Source organism: Schaedlerella arabinosiphila, assembly GCF_003885045.1.
GTDB classification, from domain to species: domain Bacteria; phylum Bacillota; class Clostridia; order Lachnospirales; family Lachnospiraceae; genus Schaedlerella; species Schaedlerella arabinosiphila.
This window is the reverse complement of sequence record NZ_RHJS01000002.1, coordinates 5,901,578-5,923,608: the sequence shown is the minus strand read 5'-3', so window position 1 is coordinate 5,923,608 and position 22,031 is coordinate 5,901,578. Positions and strand designations below refer to the sequence as shown.

Genomic DNA, 22,031 nt, shown 5'->3' with positions numbered 1-22,031 from the left:
GGAAAAAACAATACTTTGTCCTCTGCTCCTTTCCTCACATCCCAATCCATGCCCCAGCCAGCAGCATCACCAGCGGTACAATATATTTCCGCAGATGATGCCACAGGTCATTTTCAATCTTCCAGCCCCGGATCGGATGTCTCCATTCCAGAAATACCGACATGGCGGCGCTGGCCATGGCAAATACCGCTGCCGTCAGAATATCTGCACATCCGATCCCTCCGCGAATCGCCTGCCAGCTAACCAGGTACACGCTGCTCTCCGTGAAATTTACGAGGGCGATGAACAGGCCATACGCCCCGCAGAAACGAACCGCCTGCCCGGGCAGAAGCCTTACCGCCTGTTCCAGCCCGGGATCGCATGACAGCAGGATGCAGATCGGGGTATTCATACTGAGAATCGCGAAGCCCATGGGCAGCGTGTCCAGCCCTTCAAACTGCCCCAGCATCAGCGGGAGGAAACAGGCGATCAGCCAGAGGCCCGCTGTGTTTGCCAGATAATTTTTATTTGACGTGACGTACCGCAGAAGGTACCAAAGGATGCCGCCCCTTCTCCCGATACGCCTCTTTTTTCCCTGTGACGCCGGGGGCTGGTAAAATATATAGGCATCCATTCTTTTTCCAGGGACGCCCTTCCCCATATGCGCTGCAATGTACAATCCGGCTGACCCCAGACATCCTGCGCAGGCCAGCAGAACCGCCGCCCCGATCTCCGCCGCGCCCCACCGCGACAGAGCGAAAAACAGCGCAAATACTACAGCCGTTTTCGTAATCAGAGTATAGCTGCCGAATGCCAGTACATAGGAAATCAGCATTTTCCTGTTGTCAAAAGGCAGCATGAACAGCCCCATAAACAGTTCCCCGTTCTGGGAAGAATTTAATACCTGCCACATGATCCCCGCCGAGAATACGAACGCCGTCAGAAACAGAACTGCCGGGGAAACCTGTATCCGAAACCCGGCCCCATAAACCGCTGTAAAAAGAATCATACACAGAGCCAGACTCCGGGAAATCCGCTCATATTTTTTCCCGAATAACTGCTTTGCAATTGCAGAAAACAGGGTATTTTTTCCATAACTTTCAAAAAGTGGTTTCATGTTCTCCAAGCACCTCCCGAATCCGATCCGCCTGAATCTCCTGCCCCGCAAAGCTTCGCGAAATCCGTCCCTGTTCCAGTACCAGCACCCGGTCAGAGGTCAGGCAGATGCTTTCCAAAATGTGTGAGGAAAACAAAACCGTTCCGTACTGCCGGTATCCGTTGATCTGCCGGTAGAGGTATTCGGTGCTCTGAAAATCGAGACCGTTAACCGGTTCATCCAGCAGCAGTAGTTCCGGGCGCAGCGCAAATGCCGTGATCAGATATGCTTTTTTCAGATTTCCTGTGGACAATTCTTTGAGAAGCACATCCGTGTATGCTTCAAAGCCAAACCCCCGGATCAGTTCCGAAAGATCCGGCAGCTTCTTCCCGTAGGACGCGGCCGCATAGGAAATGTATTCGCGGAAGGTAAAGTACTGGAACGAACGGTCTTCCGCGAAAACCGTATAGCGCGCCTGCTTGAAAGCCTTATCCCGAAACGAAAAACCGCGTCCGTTCCAGACGGCTGTTTCCACCTGAAACCGGGTAAGCAGCCCGGAAATGGTCTTGATAAATGTGGTCTTTCCCGCTCCGTTCAAACCAATCAGTCCCACGACCTCGTTGGAACCCAGTTCAAGGGAAACGTCGGAAAGGACGTGTTTTTCCGGTGTATACCATGCGCTTAAATTTTTTAGGATTAGAAGCTTTTGGGCCTCTCCTGATGGATCCGATTTTTTTGTAAAAATATTCATGACACTTACCTCTGTTCTATGGACTGTTCCTCTCTTGTCTCAATACTGTCACCAAGATATTGTTTCAGGTTTCAGACGCTTTCGCCCCGTACCGGATCATTTTCTTTTATCTTTTTCCTTGTCCCGTATAGAATAGGCTGACCGGAAAAACACGATTCCCAATGCAATATACAGAATCACATTCGGAATATTCAGCATGATCAAAGAAACCGCTGCCGCAAGCAGCCAGATGATTCCCATTACCATTCTCAAATAAAAGTGACGCATTAATTTGTACCTCCTTCTGAAACACCTTCTCCCCACAGCTTTGTTTCCGGCTGCGGAGAGTGAGCTTATACCAAATACATATTTCCGCATTGTCTGCGGTGTTCTGTTTGTTTGATTACATTGACAGGATAATACAAATTTGAGGTTTCTGCCGTTTTGTCCATAAACGGCGGGTTTTTGTCCGTAACAGAATATTTGCCGGAAAAATCGGAGACGCTTTCATACAGAAAAGCGCCTCCCTGATCCTATACCTCCTGCTCATTCAGTGCCTGAATGACAGCCTCATATGCAGGCCGGATATCCGGCGCTGAACTGATTCCTTCTGCAAGAGTCATTTGTTTCGCATATTCGATCATCGGGTTTGCCATCAATTCCGGCACCATCTGGTCCAGCATCTGCTTTCCCAAAGGTTCTGCCATAATCTCGCCCAATGTATTGTCCAGGCTGAACCGAAGCTCCTTTAGGCTGGTCTCTGTAGCATAGTCATAAGCATACGTACCGGAGCCGACGTTAATTGCCTCTTCCTTCTCCGGCAGGTAGACTACTGCCGACGTGTTTGCGGGAACCTGGATCTCCACATGGATCTTTTTATTTCTGCAGCTCCAGGCGGAAACAATTTTCCCATAGGGTGTTTCAAGCTCGGTCCTTGCTTCCTCAATTCCCTGTACAAACATGGGCCTTACATAAAATCTGCGATATCCTGCTTCCATCTGATTGATACCGCCGATCTTCCGGTACATCCAGTCTCCGATCGAACCATAGGCATAATGGTTCATGGAATTTAATCCCGGATGCAGCATGGTACCGTCCGGCATAATTGCATCCCACCGCTCCCAAATGGTAGTGGCTCCCATCTTTACCGCATAAAGCCATGACGGAAAGTCATCGCGCATAAACAGAATCGAAGCCATCTGGTGAGCGCCGTTATCCGATAAGGCATGGCACAGATAAGGTGTTCCCAAAAAACCTGTAGTTAAATGATTTTTATGATCCTCAATATTTGCAACCAGCGTATTCAAAATTTTCTCCCGATCCTGTTCCCTGGCCAGTCCGAAAAACAGAGACAACACACACCCTGTCTGCGTCTCGCTGACAATTCTGCCTCGTGATGTATAGTATTCCTCACGAAAAGATTCCAGTGTTTTTGCATACAATTCCTCATAATGCTCTGCATCTTCTTCCTTTCCCAACACTCTGGCGGTCTGTGCCACGAGACTGGTGACATATAGATAGTACGCGTTTGCAACCAGATATACATCTGTTGCCCCCACACTCTTATCTCCCTGTTCCCGGTCGAGAGCCAGCCAGTCTCCATACTGGTAATTGGTCATCCACAGGCCGTCCTCATTGACCCTATTATGGATATAATCTACCCATTCATGCATGCACTTCCAGGATTCCTCCAAAATCCGCTCATCCCCGTAGGTCTGGTATATCACCCAGGGAATAATCACCGCGGCATCGCTCCATCCGGCAGAGCTGTAGGTTCCCTGAATATCCGGCACAATATGGGGAACTCCTTTTTCCAGAGATGAAGCTGCCGCCACATCCTTCATCCACTTTGAAAAAAACAGAGCCGTATTGCGGTTAAACGCCGCAGTCCACGAGAATACCTGAGCGTCCCCCATCCATCCAAGCCGTTCATCCCTCTGGGGACAGTCGGAAGGAATATCAAAAAAGTTATCCCGAAGCCCCCACTCAATATTGCTCTGTAATTGATTGACGGCCGGATTGGAGCAGTGGAAAGATCCTGTTTTTTTCATATCTGAGTGCATCACACAGGCCGTAAACATCTCCGCACGCAGTGTTTCGATTCCCTCTACGGCAATGTATCGGAATCCGTGGAATGTAAAGTGGGGCATCAAAACCTGTTCTTCTCCGTTTAAGATATAGGTATCCGTAGATTTTGCTGTACGCAGCGTTTCCGTATAGAATACACCGTCCTTGTCCAAAACCTCTGCATGGCGCACGGTCACCTTCTGTCCTTTTTCCCCTTTTATTTTCAACTCCACCAGACCGGTCAGGTTTTGTCCAAAATCCACCAGCCGATTCCCTTTTGGGTCTGTAAAAATCTTCTTTGCGGCAATACGCTCGGTGACGCGCACCGGTTCATTTTCCTGCGGAACCAAAACTGAGGGGTCGAACGGCGACTCTGATACTGTTCCTTCCTTTATTTCGGCATCATATGTATCCAGCGTTTCTCCCATATAGATTTCACTGTAACGGATCTGTCCTGTCCTTACTTTCCAGTCTGTATCCGTGACAATGACTTCCTTGCTGCCGTCTGTATAGAAAATATGGATCTCCGCAAATGCCCCCACCCGGTTCCCATAACGGTCAGGCTTACAGTCAAAACTTAAGATCCCTTTATACCATCCATTCCCGACTGCCATTTCCAGTTGATTCTCCGAGCACAGTCCATCGGTAATATCATAGTATTGATACTGCAGCCGTTTATGGTAATCCGTCCAGCCGGGACACATATACGCATCCCCGACCCGCTTCCCGTTCAGCGTGATTTCATAAACTCCATGGGCTGTGGCATAAAGGCAGGCCTTTTCAACCGGTTTTGCCGCTGTAAAAGAACGGCAGAACACGGGACAGGCAGTTTCTTCCCCGCTGAAATCATGGGTGATCATCTTTGCCTGAAAATGTGCGGTTTCATAAATCCCTGTGGAAAATAGGGTATCGGCTTCTGCCAGACTGCCATGATTGTCTTCCACTGCCAGATGGACCTGATATTCCGTTTCCTCCATCAGATCCAAGCCCCCGTAAGGGATCAGAACAGACTGAGCAGAGTCCATCCTGCCGCTGTCCCATACTGGTTTGCCATCGCTAAATACCCATAGATGATACGCAGCCTGCAGCACATTTCTCTCCTCAGATTCCAGTTTCCACGAAAAACGTGGTTTTTTCACTCCTAAACCCTTTGGCTCTCTTTGATATTCTATCGTAAAATCATAGATCTTCATCTCGTTCGACTCCTTTTTTTATCCGATCTCTACCTGAACCTCATGCTGCCGTCCATCCCGGAAATCCGGCAGGACCTGTGACAAAAGGCGTTCTCCGTCCACTGTGATAGTGGCTGCGCCTCCTTCCAGTTGTTTCGGATTTTTAAACATCATATGATACCGTGCGCCGCGGAATATCCTTGTCATCTCTGCGGACTCCCACGCTGCCGGAAAACAAGGTTCTACCCGCAGTCCGTCATAGTCTGCTTTCACACCCAGGATTCCCTCATACAGCCCCATCAGGCACCATGCGGAAGTTCCTGTTGTCCAGGACTGATATGACTTTCCATAATATCCGGGATTCGCAGAATAGCAGTTTGTAAACACATACGGCTCGGCTCCGGACTGTACAGATGGATTCTTTTCACTGTCCGGCATGATTTTTTTTAAAGTTTCCAACGCTTTGTTCCCCCGCCCGGCCTTACAGTCCATCAAAATTTTGAATCCGGTTGCATGACAGTATATACCGCCGTTTTCAAATAATCCCGGAAGCATTCCCGACATCCTTCCTACATTGGGAGAATACTCTGGATAAGGAGGCATATTCAGCGGGAACCCAAAATCATGTTCCATGCCGTCTACTGCTTCCAGTGTCAAAGAGAGTCTCTCTCCATCCGCCACATCAGCCAGAATGGCCCATGTCTGTGCATTGAGATAAATCTTACTTCCTTGGCTGTTCTTTGATCCAATATTTTCTACTGTACTCAGCGCCCGCATGTACCATTTTCCGTCCCATGCATGCTCATTAATGCTGTCCTTTAAAATCCCATACTCCTTTTCTAAAAATCCGGCATAGTCTGTGCGCCCTGTCTTCTCCATCAAAATCCGCAGTTCTTTTAATGCCAGACAAAACTGATGGGACAGCATGACAGATTCTGCTTCTGGATCTGTAGTTATATTTAATGCATCATTCCAGTCCGCAAAATAAATACGCACCAAACCGTTTTTTCCTTTATCTGCGATCAGTCTGTCCACTGCTGCCCTGACATGTTCAAGAACTGTTGCCTGGCCGCCGTCCTGCCAGAATACCTTTTCATTCAGCAGGGAAATATCCCCTGTTTCTTTGATCAGGCGGCAGACTGCCCAGATGATCCAGAACGGCTGGTCTGAGTAACGGGTATCGTCATAAGGATACCAGGTGAGCACCGCATGTCCGTCCCGGAACTGATGGCTGAGGCATTCCATGATCTCATCTTTTGCCTTTTCCTGCCTGTAATCCAGCAATGCTGCTGCAATCTGCAGGTTATCCCTGACTCCCTTCTTTCCGACAATGCAGAAGTCCACCTGCTTTTTTACCCAGTTGTTCATCCTATGGTTTATTTTTTCATCCGGTGTGTGTACGGAAAGGGACTGTATTTTCCGGTAATTGTATTCCTGGGCTTCTTCGAATGACTGCTCCACTGCCTGAAAATCCTGTATGCCTGCAGACGCCTTCCTTGATTCCGCAAGTGATTCACTGATCCCAAATATCAGATGGATCTCCTTTTCCTCTCCCGGCTCCAAAGTAAATTTATGCTGTAATACTCCGCCCAGGATAAAAAGCGCTGCCTCTGAATTGGTACAGTCCAGTCCTTTCATCAGCACATCCGGACGCTGGAACAGCGCGCAGGCAGACGCGTCCGGCTGTGTCAGCGTATTGATAGAGCCGCAAAATCTGGCCAGGTCTCCATCGTAAGCGAACACCGGCTCCGAGGATGCCAGAAAACCATGATATTTGCCGTGGGGCGCAAAGGGATGTGAGGAGTCACAGTAAATTCCATTCAGTTCTTGATCAAATCCCGTTTTCATACACCGATACATTTCATAATATCTTGGATACTGAAATCCTTCCAGATAAAAACTGACTGCTGAAAAAACACTCAATATACGCTTTGTCTTTCCGGTATTTTTTATTTTCAGGCTCCATACCTCATGAAAACCTTCGCAGGGTACAAAAATCCTCCAGGAGCTCTTGATTTCCCGATACTTCGATTCCAGCAAAGAGCAGCCGATACTGTGTATGCACTGATAATCCTCTACTTTTGTATTCAGCGGTCCTTCCCCGATATTCCAGCAGGAATGATCCTCTTCATCCCGCAGATATACATATCTGGCGTCATTTTGATTGATCATGCACATATCTGCCTTTTCGCTGAGATAATAACTCCGCCCATGTCCGATCTGGGAAATCTGGGCGCAATATCTATTTTCATTCCACAGATAATTGTACCAGTATCTGGGGGGCCGTGGTTCCAGAATGGTACATGAATTGCCGTCCTGGGAAAATTCATATAATTTGTCTGTTATTTTTTGTTTTACCATATTTCTCCTCCTTATGGGAAGCCCTTGGGTATAAAAATCGGTACACAAAAAGCAATTGTTTTCATGTACCGATTTTCATTCCGATGCTAATTCTGCATTAGTTTTTACTCTCTTTTGCCGCCTTTCTTGCCGCTACCTCTTCACGCATAGCCGGAAGTTTCTTTTCCAGATCAAATTTCCGAAAGATAAAGAACATCAGAAGATTGATCACAACCGGAAGGTAATTTGAGAACCCATAGATAGAAATCCTCATAGAACTTGTAGCCGCAGACAGTGACGCGTCATAGGAACCAAGCACCAGGAACAGACTCAGCAGCAGAGAACCCAGTCCATTTCCAACCTTGCTTCCAAAACCAATAGCTCCGGAGGCCGTTGCCACCAGTGATTTATCGTACTTCCATTCATTATAGTCCACCGCCATGGCAAGCAATACTCCATATAAGCACATCAGAGGAATCTGGATAAAACTTCCCAAAAGTCCTGTTACCATATAAACCGTAAAATTCGTAGGGATCAAACTGCGGACAGCCGCCGTGATCGCCGCTCCGAGCAGACCTACATTGATCGTTCTGGTAACACCCAGTTTCGCAATGACCGGTTTGGATAAAATAAAGCCAATTACAGTAGCAAGCATACCTACAGCGCCTAAGAGTCCTACAAGGGTGTCATTTCCAAAGATCCATTTGCAGTAATATGCCCCTGAAGCCCCTGAAATTGCATTTGTGACGGATGTGATCAGGTTAAACAAAAGCACGATCACCCAATATTTATTTTTCAGCAGCATCCCCATCGTATCTTTAAAAGGAACCGCTTCTTCATCCGCTGCTTCTCCTGCCGCCGTATCTCCTGAATCAAGGTCAGAAACAAATACAGCCTTTCGTCCGTTGTTGTAGCAGATCAGGAACAGCAATAAGGTTACCAGCGCAAGTACAGCGCCATACTTGATCCAGGCGCTCTGGGTCCCTCCGAGAATATTCGTCACAGGGATTGTTGCGATGGAAATGATCGTACCTGCACCGTAATTTCCTACGGCACGGAATACTCCCATACTGCCGCGTTCACTCTGGCTGTTGGTGCGGACTACCATGACAGCAGAAAACGGCGTTGCGATCATTGTATAAATAACCGCCGTCAAAAGGAGATTTGTAATCAGCACGTAGGCAAGAGCCGGAATCTGCCCGGCCTGGACTGGCACGGTAAACATCAATATCATAATGGCTGCCGCCGGAACCGCCATACGCAGCATCCACTGGTAATATTTCTTATTGCCTCCCTTGGAATGGTCCACAATGTTTCCGAAGATCACATCCGTAAAGGCGTCGATGAATTTTGCAATTGCCATAACAATTCCGACTCCGCCTACCGCCAGGCCGACTTTGTCTGTATAAAAATATGTCAGCTGCCCAACAATATTTGCCATGATCCCCAGCGCAAGCTGGCCGCTGAGATCAGCCATATAATCCCCTGCGCGCATTACGCGTCTTGCACCGTCCGCATCATAGCGGACCTCATTCTTATCCTTAGCCATGATATAGCCTCCCGTATTCTTATTTTATAATTAAGTGATATTGTACGCCCGGGACTTCCCCGTTCAAAGCAAAACGTACCTGTTCTCCTGCCTGCTCTCCGTTAAGCTCTGCAAGAACATCCCCAACCGGATTTAAAATCTCAAGTACAGCCTCCTTTGCTTTCACACATAGAACTCCTTCCAGAGTTTCCGCATACAATTTTCCTTTAAACTCCACTGCCGTAAATGTCATGCCCATCATTTCCGGTCCGGCGCTGCAGGCTGCTTCGTCCATACCTGACACGCCCATCGCAGTCAGGACATATTCTTTCGCCTCTTTAAGCCCGCCTTCTCCTACCGGCAGCAGTGAGATAGAAATTCTTTCATTCCTGGACTGTATGCTCACTTTATCAGAAAGCAAAATCGTTTCTTCCGGCGCCCCGCTGAAATATGCACAATGCGGCGTATGGATGGTATATCTGGAGTGTTCCGGGTCAAATACCATTTCTCCGGTATCCGATATCAGTTTTCCGTCTACATAACCCGTGCCTTCCGGCAAAACACCCCATTCCTTCATCGCCTGATCCATCAGCTTTGCAAAGGCACGGTAATCGCCATCCCCGGCAATGGAGGCAATATCATCAAACACAACTGCCTGCTCTCCAAGGTGTACTCCCGCCTGGATCTCACGGGTTCCCTTTGCCGCTCTTGTCAGGCGGTTTTCCTCTTTGAACCTGCGCTGCGCATCACGGTACTCAGACCATGCATAATAAACGCCGTGTTTCGCATCACGCAGATCAGCCCCGTTTAAAAATCCGGCATTGACCGCAATATCCGCATGTCCCTGATAAGCATCCCCGCCGTCCAGGAATACGTTGCGCGTTGCCGAGATATACGGGAAAAACGTGGACGGCATGGAATGGAATTTCGGCAAAGTGCGCAGGTCATTCTGAGTATAGACCACATCAATGAGATTTTTTGCGGTCGATACAAGCCCTTTTAAGAATACCGAGGCCAAAAATCCCCACTGGCAGATTACCGCCGGGTCGTTATAAACATCAAATACATTCAGGACCTCATCTGCCGGCTGGTCGTCCCAGTTTTCCGATGTATGGTGATTGTACAGGATCAGCCCGTCCCAGTCATTCAGGCAGGCATAGGCAATGGTATGTACAAATGCAGTCGAATGAAACGGATGCAGCCCGTATTCATTCCACTCGCTGAGCATGAAAGGCTTTCCTCCCACGATTGCCACAGAACCCAGGCTTAAAAGTGTTGTAGACATAGAACCTACGCCTTTCTGCATCGTCAGCGGATTTGTAGAAACGTACTCCGAAGGCCCTACTGTCAGATAGGTATTTCCCTCCACCGGAAGAAGCGGATGATTAAAGTAACTGTTATTTTCCATCAGATCTCCGTCTGTATGTCCATACACGTCTGCCGCTCCCGCGATCAGGTTGCTTGTGACAATGGGCACCTTTACTCCGATGGAATGCAGGTAATCCTTCATCATCTGATAAAACTTCCGATTCATAGAAATGCCAAATTCCATAAAATCCGCATACCGGGCAGGGCCGCATTCTCCATCCCATGGGCCGTTGGGATCGTTCTCCGGCTGATAGAAGCCGCCCTGTACTCCGCGCACGGTTCCCTGTACCGGATCTTCCTCTTCTCCCAATGCACATACACCTTCATAGGTCCATGCCTCTTTCAGACGTTCACGGGTATAATATTTCATCAAAAGATATTCATTAAACCTTTTCTGAACCTCATCCCGGTAAGGCTTCATCTGTTCTCCCGCATCGGCCTCCATCGGCCACTTAATGGCGGAATCCTCGTTATTGATCTGTACCGTCACCACCGCCGGATCATCGATCAAAGCCAGGCCCGTATAAGGGTTCACATGGTGCAGAAGGGCCTTCGCATATTCCTTCTGCAGTTCGATCAGCCGCTCGTTGTACATGGCATGCCGTTTGATGCAGGAAGGCGCGCCGCCCGGATAGTCCAGTTTATCTGCTTCCATAAATTCTCTCGAGACGATCAGGTCAATATGCAGATAGATTCCCTTCTCCTTGAGCTTTGCGGCAAAATAATCAAAACGGTCCAGACCTTCCTTATGGAATTTCCTGCTGCTGCCGCTTTCATAATCGATAAGCGGCGCCTCCCTGCAGCTGCTCCAGCTTCCCGGTTCGTCCCCGATGGGGCCGTCCGCCGCATGCAGACGGATAATGTTGACGCCCATGCTGGCAAAACGCTCTGCCATTTTATCCGCAGTCACATGATCCGGTGTATTAGACCGTGCTGCTACGTTAAATCCTATAAACCTGGCGCGGGTCCCGTCTTCAAAATAGAAGTGTCCGTTCCTTGACTCAACAAACCCGTGCTTTCCGGCCGGCGCATCCAGAAGATGTGAGAAATCCAGCACCCCCTTGTTCGATTCCGCCTTGTGAATCCGAAATTTCTGTCTCACGTTTATCTCCTCCTTTTTTTGTGATTCAGGTTATAAGAGAAGTTTAATACGGATTTCTCGATTTATATTGTAATATTCGTTTCCATATTGTAATATAGCGTTTTATGTTTTAATTTATTTCCTCGTTTTCAAAATGTTGATTCATTTAGTATCTAAATACCTCTATCTCAAAACATCCCGGCAGATCGTACAAAATTGACACGATCTTTTCATCTCCATTCTGCCTCTGGGCGAATACCCATTTTCCATCCTGAAAGGTTCCTGATTCTTTTCTGAGAAAATCAATTTTTCTATGATCACCCGGCTTTGTATGAAAACTGCGGACAATAATCTCTCTGTCCCCAACAGCCCAACTTCATTCTCTACCTGAACCATAATAACCGTTGTATTTTGGTCTGTTTTTCTGATATGCTCCATCAAAGCAGAAAAAGCATCCGCATCCCTTTCTATTGCCGCTGTACACAATGGAGAGATCGTATTCAGCTTTTCCCCGCCGTACATTTCCGCCCGGAAATAAGTTTTACTGTCTTTCTTGGTTAATGCCAGATAAGGATAAATTTTTAAATTGTTAAAAGTATATTGATAAAGATTTCTGCATATGCTATAATGCCTATAGGCAAAAAGATGTAAGAAATTCCAACATTGACACCTCCTCCCTGTTGCGGGTGTCGGTGAGCAACATAAGAATTATACCATATTATTTTCTATTCTTCTATCTTTTCTCTAAAAACGAATACCATTATCATTTCTGATCTGCGTCAGATTTTTCATTTTCCACCTCCGATATTCTTCTTTTTTGTTCTTCATGCATCCGAAATGCTGTTTTATTATCACAATAAAGAATGTCTTTTCTTCCCGCTATCCGGTCACAAAATTTTTCAAAACAGTACCAGTTACTCCTTCGGGTTCCAAAATCTAATTCATATCCATGTCCCCATACATAAAATAGCTGATCCTCGTCCGGCTCTGATTCCAGAAACTGATCCGCCAAGTCAAACAGATTTTTCTCAATCATCCATACCGTTGGCTGGTACTTTAACGGATCATCCGGAAAGTCAAAACTCATTGTAAAAAATTTTTGTGCCATTTCACTTTTCACCCATCCGTTTCAAATCAATGCTCCAGATCCTCCAGGCAAAGCGTCTCAACCAACACAGCTCCTCCCTTATCACTTAAATGCAGTCCGTCCGGCTGTGACATGCCTTCCTTATATCTCTGACATCCGTCCGGATCTTTCAGGATCGGGTCCAGTTCGATCACTTTATCGAATCCGGCCCTTCGGATCTCATCATTGTACGCATGGAACAGAGCTTCTCTTTTCTTTCCTATTTCAGTATCCGAATCGATAAAAGCCGGATACAGTGTATACGCCACCGTATGGATGTTTGCTTTCCCCGCACGTTCTGCCACCTGCCGGCATGCCCGGCCAAATTCCTCAGCAGAGGGCGAAGGTTTAGAATCGTACTCACTTTCCCCGCTCATCAGATCATTAATTCCCAATGCGAAAATGATTGTATTTATATATGGGATCTCAAAGATGTCCTCCTCGATCCGCTTAACACCTGCACATCCAAACAGTGTACCGTAATTTTCAGGCGAGTCTTTGCAAAGACGGTTTCCTGCTATCCCTGCGTTCAGCAGAACCGCTTTTTCCGGTATCTCCCGGCATATCCTTTTTAACAAAGGATAAAACCAATATCCCTGCTGTGTAATACTGTCGCCAAGGCAGCCGATCACCGTCGGCTCCGCTTCTTCGGTTTCTATTTCAATCATGGAAAGCATCGGAAACTGAGGCGACATATACAACCCTCTCTGACGCATAAACTCCGGGGTCGGATCAACGTTCTGAAATGTCACATCGCAGAGATCTCCCGGCTCTGACTGGATCATCATAGCCTCGATCGAATTGACGCTCAGATTCATGCTTTCACTATATGCAGATACTGCCAGATACTCTCCTGCTTTTACATTTATACGGAGACTGTCGCTTGTTTTTCTTCCCTGCCCTTCTACCGTCAGATAGCTCTCCCCCTGAAAAGTGACCGTCTGAGCCGTCCCTTCTGCGATCTGGCCGCTTTCTGTGCATTTTGCAATGACGATCCTCTGGATCTCCCCTGTCTGGAGATCCGCGTTTTTAAAGCAAAGCCGCAGTCTGCTCCCTGTCACGCTGACCGGCAGGATCAGACGAACAGTACGGGCAGCGGACTGGTCATTCATCTGTTCCTCTCCCATTTGGGAACGCATCTGTTCATAAATCTTTCTCTGGGTTGTCTGGCACATTGTAAAAATAGGTATCCACTTCATCTGATTTCTTTCCTTTCTTTATAAATTCTCTCCGTTACCTGCTATCACATCTGCATACCAATATGCGGAATCTTTCATGGTTCGTTTCTGTGTCTGGAAATCGACATAAATCAGGCCAAAGCGTTTGTCATATCCCTCTGCCCACTCGAAATTATCGAGGACAGACCAGTATTGGTATCCGATAACCGGAATATTCTCCTCTACTGCCCGCTTTAATCCATGTAAGTACATTTTCAGATACTCGATTCGCTGCGGGTCATGTACGCAGCCATCGGACATCATAAAGTCAATGTTGGCCATGCCGTTTTCTGTGATCAGCAAAGGAAGCTGATATTTTTCATAGAAGAATTTCATTGCCCAGTAAAGTGCATCCGGCGTAATCGGCCATTCCATTGCGGTCCGCGGCATGCCCGGATAAACGGCAGGGTTTGGACCTGCATACTCGCTGTAATTATCGGCGTTGTAACAGTTGTATCCCATAAAATCCAGAGGCTGCCGGATGATTTCCAGTTCCTCTTTACTGATAAACGGCGCCAGCATCGGGTGAAGCGTTCCGTGAATCATCGGCCCTGCCCAGAAATCAATCCCTGAAAATCCAGTTTCATCCGAAAACGTCGCCTGTTTCGCAGCCTCAATTCCTGCGTCGCTCTTTTCCCACGGAAGGATCAGAGAACCGTTCAATGCCATTCCAATTTTTGGTTTCCTCACCGCATTGTTTCGAATGGCCCGTACTGCCTTACCGTGGCACAACAATACATTTTTGCAGATCGGAGGGAGAATCGTTCCTATCTGGTCAATATCGGACAGATGATTCTCAAAGGGTGCATGCGCTCCCGTCACATAGCCGTTTCCCACAAATCCGGCAGGCTCGTTGACTGTCATCCAGTAAGCAACCTCGCCGGACAGCGCCTTTACCACAATTTTTGTGTATGCGGCAAATGCATCGCTGATCCCTTTAAAGCGCCAGCCTCCCTTTTCCTGTATCCACATTGGCAGATTCCAGTGAAACAGCGTACAGAGCGGTTCGATCCCGGCTTCTTTTAGTTCGTTTACAAGATTTTGATAAAACTGAACCCCTTTCTGGTTGACGACTCCTTCTTCCGGCATGATACGCGGCCAGCTCACGGAAAAACGATAGGATTTCAACCCCATTTTTTTCATCAGTGCAATATCTTCTTTATAGCGGTGATAGTGGTCGCACGCAACATTTCCATTTTCGCCATGGGCAGTATGACCTTCAGACATGACGTCCCAAATTCCCATTCCTTTCCCGTCTTCATCATAGGCTCCTTCAATCTGATAGGCAGAGCTTGCTGACCCCCATAGAAAATCTCTCGGAAATCCCATTGTCATATCCTCCTGCTTTTTCTGTATTTTTTATATTTCCTCTATACTGATCGTTAACGGTTCCAAGCCTTCTGCTGATACCGTGAGGGTGGTGGTTCCCAGTTCCAGTCCCGCGCGGATTACAGCCATGACATAACCGTCATAAGTCTTACATACGGTATCAAAATAGCTTCTTTCGCAGGATGGCTCTGCGCTTCCAAATCCGGCAAGGCTTCCGGCTCCCTCGATCTGTACCGCAATCTCCTTTTCTTCCCATAAGTTTTGGTTTCCGGCCTCATCCTGCAGTCCGATCATGACATAGGCAAGATCCTGCCCATTTGCTTCCATAGTTGTCCGGTCTGTGTCAATGGAAAGTTTTTCTGCCTTTCCTGCTGTGTTCAAAGCAAAACTTTCACAGGCTTTTCCATCCCGCACTGCAACGGCTTTTAATTCCCCGGGTTCGTATGTGATTTGAAATACAGCCATATAGTCGTTGGCTTTTCCGGCTGCTTTTCTTCCCTTGGAAACGCCGTTCAAGAATAACTCCACTTCATCGGCATCACTCAGCACGTCTATGACCGCCGTTTTTCCTTCATATCCGTTCCAGGTCCAGCTTGCAATATTGTCTTTCCACATCCACGGTGTCTGCCCGATGTTTTTTCCATATCGGTTCACACGTTCCACGCCGATATAGGGTGTTTTCCGCAATCCATATATTATTTCCCGATAGTAGCTGATCGGCCTGCGGTTTCCAAGAATGTCCAGATCGCCAATATAAGCCGCCCGCTCCGGATACATGGCCTGAAAGTTCACTCCACCGTCATAATGGAAAATTCCAATACCTGCTTCTCCCAGATAATCGTAGCCCGTCCATGTCATATCGCCGATCACGTGGGTGTTTTCCTGTACCGTTTTCCAGAGATTCGCGATATCACCGGGAAATGTCTCTGTTCCCAGAACAACACGATGCGGATAAAGTTCATGCTCCTTAGCATGTCTTCCGGTCAGATAGTTATATCCTGCAACATCCATTGTCTCCATAAATTCTTCCGTCATCTCTGTCATGATCGGATGCAATGCAATGGCGTCTGCAAGCGGTCCGACCATAACGCTCATCATAGAATTAAGAGCGTCGCTTCCGCCCTGCGCACTGCTTTGCTGTTCACTGCTCTGCTGCCCGTCTCGTGCTGCCTGCTGCATGTCCGGAATGGGAATCCCCAGCTGCTGCATGGATTGGCCGACTACTTCCATGAACCGGTCCCCGCACGCAAAGATACCATTTACAGCGTTTGTGGTATATCTTGCAGGATCCAGGCTCTTGATCTTCTGGTGAATTTTCCGTCCTGTCTGCGCTCCTTTCGCTGTTCCTGCCTCCTGAATTTCATTTCCCATCCCATACAGGATGACGCTTGGATGATTATAGTCTTTGGCAACCATGGCTTCTATGATCTGTTCCCAGTTTTCATGAAAATCATTGGCAAAATCGTTGGCATTTTTTGTGCGGGTCCACATGTCGGAAAATTCGTCCATCACCAGCATTCCTTCACGGTCGCAGACCTCCAGCAGTGTCTTTCCCGCAGGATGATGCGCCATTCGAATACAGTTAAAGCCCGCCTCTTTTAACTTTTTGATCTTGCGCGTTTCGGCATCCCTCAGCTCTGCGGCTCCGATGATGCCGTGGTCGTGATGAATGCAGGCTCCTCTTAATTTTACAGGTTCTCCGTTTACGCAAAGTCCGGAATATGGGTTTAAACGAAGTGTCCGGATTCCAAACGTATCCTCTGCTTCATCCCAGACCTTATTTCCATCCAGAATTTGAATTTTGCATTGATACAGATTGGGTTCTTCCACACTCCACAGCTTTGGATTCTGAATCACCAGACGCTGCTCGATGTGTTCTGTTCCGTCCGCAAAAAGTGTAACCGGACATACACGCTTTGCTTCCATCCCTCCGTTTTGGTTTGATATCGTGACCTCCACTTTGACAGCATGTTTTTTCAGCCCCCGGTTATTCAGCTCGATCTGTACATCTACGACCGCCTCATCCCCGGAAACTTCCGGTGTCTGGATTCGCACGCCGTCTGCCGGAACATAGACTTCATTTGCCACATACATCTGTACATTTCTGTAAAGTCCGCTTCCGCTGTACCACCTGGAATTTTTTTCCTGTTCATTGTTGACGACTACCTCCAGATGATTGTTTCCTCCATAGTTCAGAGAGTCGTTTAAGGTGACATAAAAGTTGGTATATCCGTATTTCTGTTCTCCTACATAATCTCCGTTGAGATAGATCAGTGTTTTGCCGTAAGAGCCTTCAAATTCCAACTGTACCAGCTTGTCTTCCCAATCCTGCGGCGCCTCAAATTCTTTCGTATAATAGTACATCTTTCCCGGATAATAGCCGGTCTGTCCTGCATTTTTGGTGTCCTTTGCCACCGCTTCGTGGATCATTGCGTCGTATGGCAGAACAATCGGCTCTTTCTCCTCCTCAGAAGACATCATCGCCTCCACCATGGATTTTCCCGGCTGTCTCGAAATCGTCCACCCGGTATGAAATAACTGTTTTTTCATTGGATCTCCTTTCTGAATCTGTTTTATTGTTTATCTGTTTTATTGTTTATCTGCTTTTTGTACTGTCCCTTCCGTAATTCCATTTTCATTGAACGCGTCCACACGCACGTAGTATGTTTCCCCTTTTACCAAAGCGCCGATATTCTGCTTTGTATCAAAGATCATATAACTGTGATACAGCTTCTGCGGATCTGTCCCCCAGAGGATATTGTATCCAACCACATTTTCCTGCGGATGGATCGTAACCATCATATCCAAATCGCTCGTCCGCACAGCCTGAAATTCCGGTTTCTGTGCTTTTTCCCCGTGTCCTTTTCCGAAGATACGCAGGCCGGATATACATGCTGGCTGATGATAGGGCACTTCCAGGACTGTCAGTTTGACATAGCGGAACTCTTTCCCCTCTTCCAACACAATAAAATCATGGGGCAAATCGGTATCTGCCTGCGACTTATCCTCAATCATCTCATAGTGCACGCCGTCTTTGGAGCCTTCTAAAAACCAACGCGTCACATCATCTTTTTCTTCAATATAGCGGTTCCTCTGCTCGCCGGATAGCGTTCCTGAAATCGGCACGTCAATCTGGTCATCCGCAAAGTTGATCTGAACTCCGTGAACCCCCTTACATGATCCCAGATCAACCTGTAACCATTCTCCTTTTTCTGCCGTGGCTGCCCGCCACCATGTCTGCACATTTTCATCAACGGCCAGATCCGGCGTTTTTTCCTCCTGGCAGGAAGAAGCCGTCGCTTTTTTCCCATAGCTTAACAGATACCATTGAGGATTTTGCCACGGGTCCATCTGTCCTTCCTCCACAGCGATGGGCCAGTCGCCATATCTCTGGTTGCAGAATAATTCCCCATCCGAATCCAACCCTGCCGGCCACAGTCCTACACGCCGCTCAAATTTGTGGTTCATACTGATTCTCATGGTGGATGTATGCCACAGATTATGCTGGGCGTCTGTCATGGTAGAGCCATGTCCGGCTCCTGGTATAAATCCGCCCGGTTTATAGGAATATGGATTATTCTTTGCCGGTTCAAATGGTCCCAGCGGGTGATCTGAGACATAGACGCCGTCTGCATAGACATTCATTTCCGCGCCGGGACAGGCATACTGGAGATAATATTTTCCATGATGTTTGTCCATCCAGGCGCCTTCGATATATGGCTTATCTGAAAATATCCCCTTAATGACAGGAACCATTTCCGCCGATATCTGTTTCCCGGATGCATGGACCTGCTTTAAAAATTCCTGGTAGCGAACTTCAATCTCTTCTTCTGAGCAAGGCATCTTGCAGTGATTTTCTCCAAAGCGTTCGTATCCTCTGGTATATGGATCTCCTGTAATCAATACTTTCTTTTCCCCCACCGGCTGCATCGTCTCAGGGTCCAGTTCTGTTCCCCAGATGGGTGTTTCATTCGAGCATCCCCAGTAAAAATACACTTTTCCGTCTTCGTCAGCAAACAGATTGGGGTCCCAGAACGCAAAGCTCCCCGGAATTTTTTCGTAAGGGCCGTTGAGTACATCCTTCGTCCGATAGAAATCACAGTTCTGGCTGGCTCTGGAAGCACAGAAATACACATAGTCCCCCAGCACCCGCGCATCCGGTGCATAATCATAGAGCGGAAGATTGTCCGGCAGACGATGGTTCTCCCATGTCACCAGATCTTCGGATACCCACACGCCCAATGTCATAGAAGCAAATATATAATATTTTCCCTGATAATACAAAAGCGTTGGATCTGCCGCCTCCCTTGAAACAGATGGGATCTGACGATCCGGCTCCAAGTTAAACTGATAACGATAATTTACATTCAGTGGATTGCAATAATATTTCATGTTCATTCTCCTTTTTATCTGTCTTTTAAATGATATGTCTGGATCTCTGCACAAAAAGCCCTTTCCGAACCGTACAGCCACCGGTCTTCCGTAATCCGGTATTCTCCTTTTAAGCGGATGTCCGCAGAGGAACTTCCAATCTCCACATCCACGTCTCCGCTTTCCACTTTCCACCGCATGCTCCTGTCAAGGAACGCCGTCAGGTCTGCCCGGACTGTGAATCTCACCCGGACCTTTTCCCCTGGCATAATATGAATCCGTTTAAATCCGGCAAGTTCTTTCGCTGGTCTTGTCATGCTTGCAAAGCGGTCGCTTAGATAAAGCTGCACTACCTCGTCGCCTTCCCGGTCTCCGGTATTTTCCACGGTACAGCCAATGTACAATTCTTCTTCCGCACCCAGTTCTGCCTTTGAGATCTCCAAATGCGTATAAGAAAAGCGGGTGTAAGAAAGCCCATGGCCGAAATAATATCGCGGCGTATGGGGCAGATCCACATAGTTGACAAATCCGATACTCTCCTGCTGGTGCCATGCAGAACCGTTTGGATGATTGTAGTAAACCGGAATCTGTCCGGCACTGTAAGCTACGGACACCGGAAGTTTCCCGCCCGGATTATATGCCCCCAGCAAAACATCCGCCACTGCCTGCGCTCCTGCCTCTGCCGGACTCCATGCCTCCAGGATTGCGTCCAGACATTCATCTGCCGCGTCACTGGAAATGGGTCTCCCGTCAAAATGCACTCCGATCAGAGGCTTTCCGTACTCTGCCGCCGCCCGTATAAATTTCTCCTGACATTTTGGCAGGTTGATATCCGCTGCGTCAATTCCTTCCCCCATAGAAGCCATGGAACAGGTACCATGTTTCCCGCCGAGAGTCAGAATCACTGCGTCTGCGTCCTGTACTGCCTTTAGTGCTTCCTCAAATCCGCTCTCGTCCCTGCCTGCCACGGGATAACCATAAGAATAAATGATTTCGGTATCCGGCATCCGTATCTTTAATTCATCCAGAAGGCTTCTGCATCCCGGTTTCTGCAGACGAAGGATCTCGTCAAACAACCGCGCCTCATCGGACTGGATCTTCGTACCCGGCACGTATCTCACCGGCTCCCCGTCCGGCAGCTCCTGTCCTGCGATTCTGCCGGATTCCTGGCTCCCTTCCACGCCTGCAATGGAACTTGACACAGCGTAGACAGATTCCATCATACACAGATGCGTATATCCTCCGAAAAATTTCCGGGCGCAGTTTCCATGTGGGCCGATCAAAGCCAGTTTCCGGATTCCGCCGGAAAGAGGAAGCGCTCCGTTATTTTTCAGAAGGATCATGGACTCTCTTGCAGACCTGAGGGAAAGCCGGACACCCTGTTCATTTTCAAAGACCTCGCGGAGCGCCCTTCCTTCCATGGCAAACGGATGCTCAAAGAGCCCCATCCTGAACTTCGCCTCTAGGACTTTTCGTACAGTATGATCCAGGATTTCCATATCCGCCTGCCCGGTCCGAAACCGCTCTTTCAGTTCGTCACTGTATCCTGCTGCCCTGGGCATCTCCATATCCATCCCTGCCTCCATGGCAAGAAGCCCTGCCTCTGCCATGTTCTCTCCGATATGCTGTACTTCGTGGGCATTGCTGATACCGCCGTAATCGCTGACGCATAGACCTTCAAATCCCATACGTTCCCGCAGAAGCTTTGTCAGCAGACGATTGGAGACAGACACAGGTTCTCCGTCAATGGAATTATAAGAGGGCATGATTCCCTTCAAACCGGAACAGGCAATCGCCGCCTGAAACGGCCTGCCGTAAATTTCCTCTAAAAGCCGGGGCGGCGTATCGCTGTTGGTTCCGTGGATTCCACCCTGAGAATTGTGGAATCCCAGGAAATGTTTGGCCACGCTTTCCGGTTTTCTTCCATCCGTCTGCGTGGTCTGAATCCCTCTTGTATACGCTGCTCCAAGGGCTGACGCAAGCGCCGGGTCCTCCCCATAGGTTTCTCCCTGTCTGCCCATCCTGGAATCTCTGGAGATATCAAGCACAGGCGCAAGAATATGGGTGATTCCGCAGGCCGCTTCCTGTCTGGCAACCACACGGGCAATTTCTTCTTCCAGTTCCGGATTCCAACCAGACCCCCGGGCGATTCCCGCGGGGAAACTGGTACTTTCCTGAATAAATGCGCCACATAATCCTTCCATATGAAAGATTGCCGGGATGCGATGGGGACTTTGCCGCATCACCGTCTCCTGCATCTTTCTCTGCCAGGCAGCCGCCTCGTCCAGCGTGCGTATCCTCCGCATCTCCAGTGTGCTGACCTGACCGATTCCGTATGGCATCTCCGCCGCCTGCCGCTCCATATCATCATAATTTTCGCCAAAAGGAAAGATACATCCGAGCTGCGCCATCTTCTCGTCAAGCGTCAATTCTTGTAGAAGAGCCGCCGCCCTCTCTGCCGGGCTTTTCGAAATGTCTGTATAAACAGTGTCCTGTTGATTTTCACTTTCTTTGTTCATTCTATGTCCTCCTGGTTTTTGAGTTATCATAGCATCACAAAGGGTTTAGATATTGCAAAATTCTTCTTATAATTGTAGAATAAAGGATATATCACAGGAAAGAAGGAG

The 22,031-nt window shown here is 48.1% G+C and carries 14 protein-coding genes; all 14 read right to left on the bottom strand.

Annotated elements, in window-relative coordinates; translation table 11 throughout:
* Window positions 1–34: 34 nt before the first annotated feature.
* The 14 genes from EBB54_RS27815 to EBB54_RS27750 all read right to left on the bottom strand — a co-directional run bounded on the left by EBB54_RS27815 (window position 35) and on the right by EBB54_RS27750 (window position 21,923).
* Entirely contained in the window at window positions 35–1,096 is a 1,062-nt protein-coding gene (locus EBB54_RS27815) for a hypothetical protein (protein WP_125129934.1), read from the bottom strand.
* Complete coding sequence (locus tag EBB54_RS27810; protein ID WP_125129932.1) at window positions 1,080–1,826, bottom strand: ATP-binding cassette domain-containing protein; 747 nt, start codon at window positions 1,824–1,826, stop codon at window positions 1,080–1,082. Before EBB54_RS27810 ends, EBB54_RS27815 begins: the two co-directional genes overlap by 17 nt.
* A gap of 96 nt (window positions 1,827–1,922) precedes the next feature.
* Window positions 1,923–2,093 (bottom strand): hypothetical protein, encoded by a 171-nt coding sequence (locus EBB54_RS30635; RefSeq protein WP_004080171.1) that lies wholly within the window; start codon window positions 2,091–2,093, stop codon window positions 1,923–1,925.
* Window positions 2,094–2,338: 245 nt separating this feature from the next.
* Window positions 2,339–5,065: a family 78 glycoside hydrolase catalytic domain gene (locus tag EBB54_RS27805; protein WP_125129929.1), complete on the bottom strand. Its 2,727-nt coding sequence runs from the start codon at window positions 5,063–5,065 to the stop codon at window positions 2,339–2,341.
* Window positions 5,066–5,083: 18 nt separating this feature from the next.
* Window positions 5,084–7,405 (bottom strand): GH36-type glycosyl hydrolase domain-containing protein, encoded by a 2,322-nt coding sequence (locus EBB54_RS27800; RefSeq protein WP_125129927.1) that lies wholly within the window; start codon window positions 7,403–7,405, stop codon window positions 5,084–5,086.
* A 97-nt stretch (window positions 7,406–7,502) separates the two neighbouring features.
* Window positions 7,503–8,933 (bottom strand): MFS transporter, encoded by a 1,431-nt coding sequence (locus EBB54_RS27795; RefSeq protein ID WP_125129924.1) that lies wholly within the window; start codon window positions 8,931–8,933, stop codon window positions 7,503–7,505.
* Between the two features lie 19 nt (window positions 8,934–8,952).
* Window positions 8,953–11,382, bottom strand: a complete 2,430-nt coding sequence (locus EBB54_RS27790; protein WP_243127843.1) for an alpha-amylase family protein — start codon at window positions 11,380–11,382, stop codon at window positions 8,953–8,955.
* A gap of 145 nt (window positions 11,383–11,527) precedes the next feature.
* Window positions 11,528–11,710 carry a DUF5597 domain-containing protein gene (locus EBB54_RS32395; protein ID WP_279230006.1) on the bottom strand — a complete coding sequence of 61 codons (183 nt, stop codon included), beginning with the start codon at window positions 11,708–11,710 and terminating at the stop codon, window positions 11,528–11,530.
* A 414-nt stretch (window positions 11,711–12,124) separates the two neighbouring features.
* Window positions 12,125–12,469, bottom strand: a complete 345-nt coding sequence (locus EBB54_RS27775; RefSeq protein WP_125129920.1) for a hypothetical protein — start codon at window positions 12,467–12,469, stop codon at window positions 12,125–12,127.
* A 26-nt stretch (window positions 12,470–12,495) separates the two neighbouring features.
* On the bottom strand, window positions 12,496–13,686 hold the full coding sequence (locus tag EBB54_RS27770) for a GDSL-type esterase/lipase family protein (protein WP_125129918.1): 1,191 nt from the start codon (window positions 13,684–13,686) through the stop codon (window positions 12,496–12,498).
* 18 nt (window positions 13,687–13,704) lie between these two features.
* Complete coding sequence (locus EBB54_RS27765) at window positions 13,705–15,033, bottom strand: glycoside hydrolase family 1 protein (RefSeq protein ID WP_125129916.1); 1,329 nt, start codon at window positions 15,031–15,033, stop codon at window positions 13,705–13,707.
* 30 nt (window positions 15,034–15,063) lie between these two features.
* Complete coding sequence (locus tag EBB54_RS27760) at window positions 15,064–17,583, bottom strand: glycoside hydrolase family 2 protein (RefSeq protein WP_125129914.1); 2,520 nt, start codon at window positions 17,581–17,583, stop codon at window positions 15,064–15,066.
* Between the two features lie 39 nt (window positions 17,584–17,622).
* The gene (locus tag EBB54_RS27755; protein WP_125129912.1) at window positions 17,623–19,425 is read right to left on the bottom strand and encodes a family 43 glycosylhydrolase; all 1,803 of its coding nucleotides are present in this window, start codon (window positions 19,423–19,425) and stop codon (window positions 17,623–17,625) included.
* A 14-nt stretch (window positions 19,426–19,439) separates the two neighbouring features.
* Window positions 19,440–21,923, bottom strand: coding sequence for a glycoside hydrolase family 3 N-terminal domain-containing protein (locus EBB54_RS27750; RefSeq protein ID WP_125129910.1), 2,484 nt, complete (start codon window positions 21,921–21,923; stop codon window positions 19,440–19,442).
* Between the last annotated feature and the right edge of the window lie 108 nt (window positions 21,924–22,031).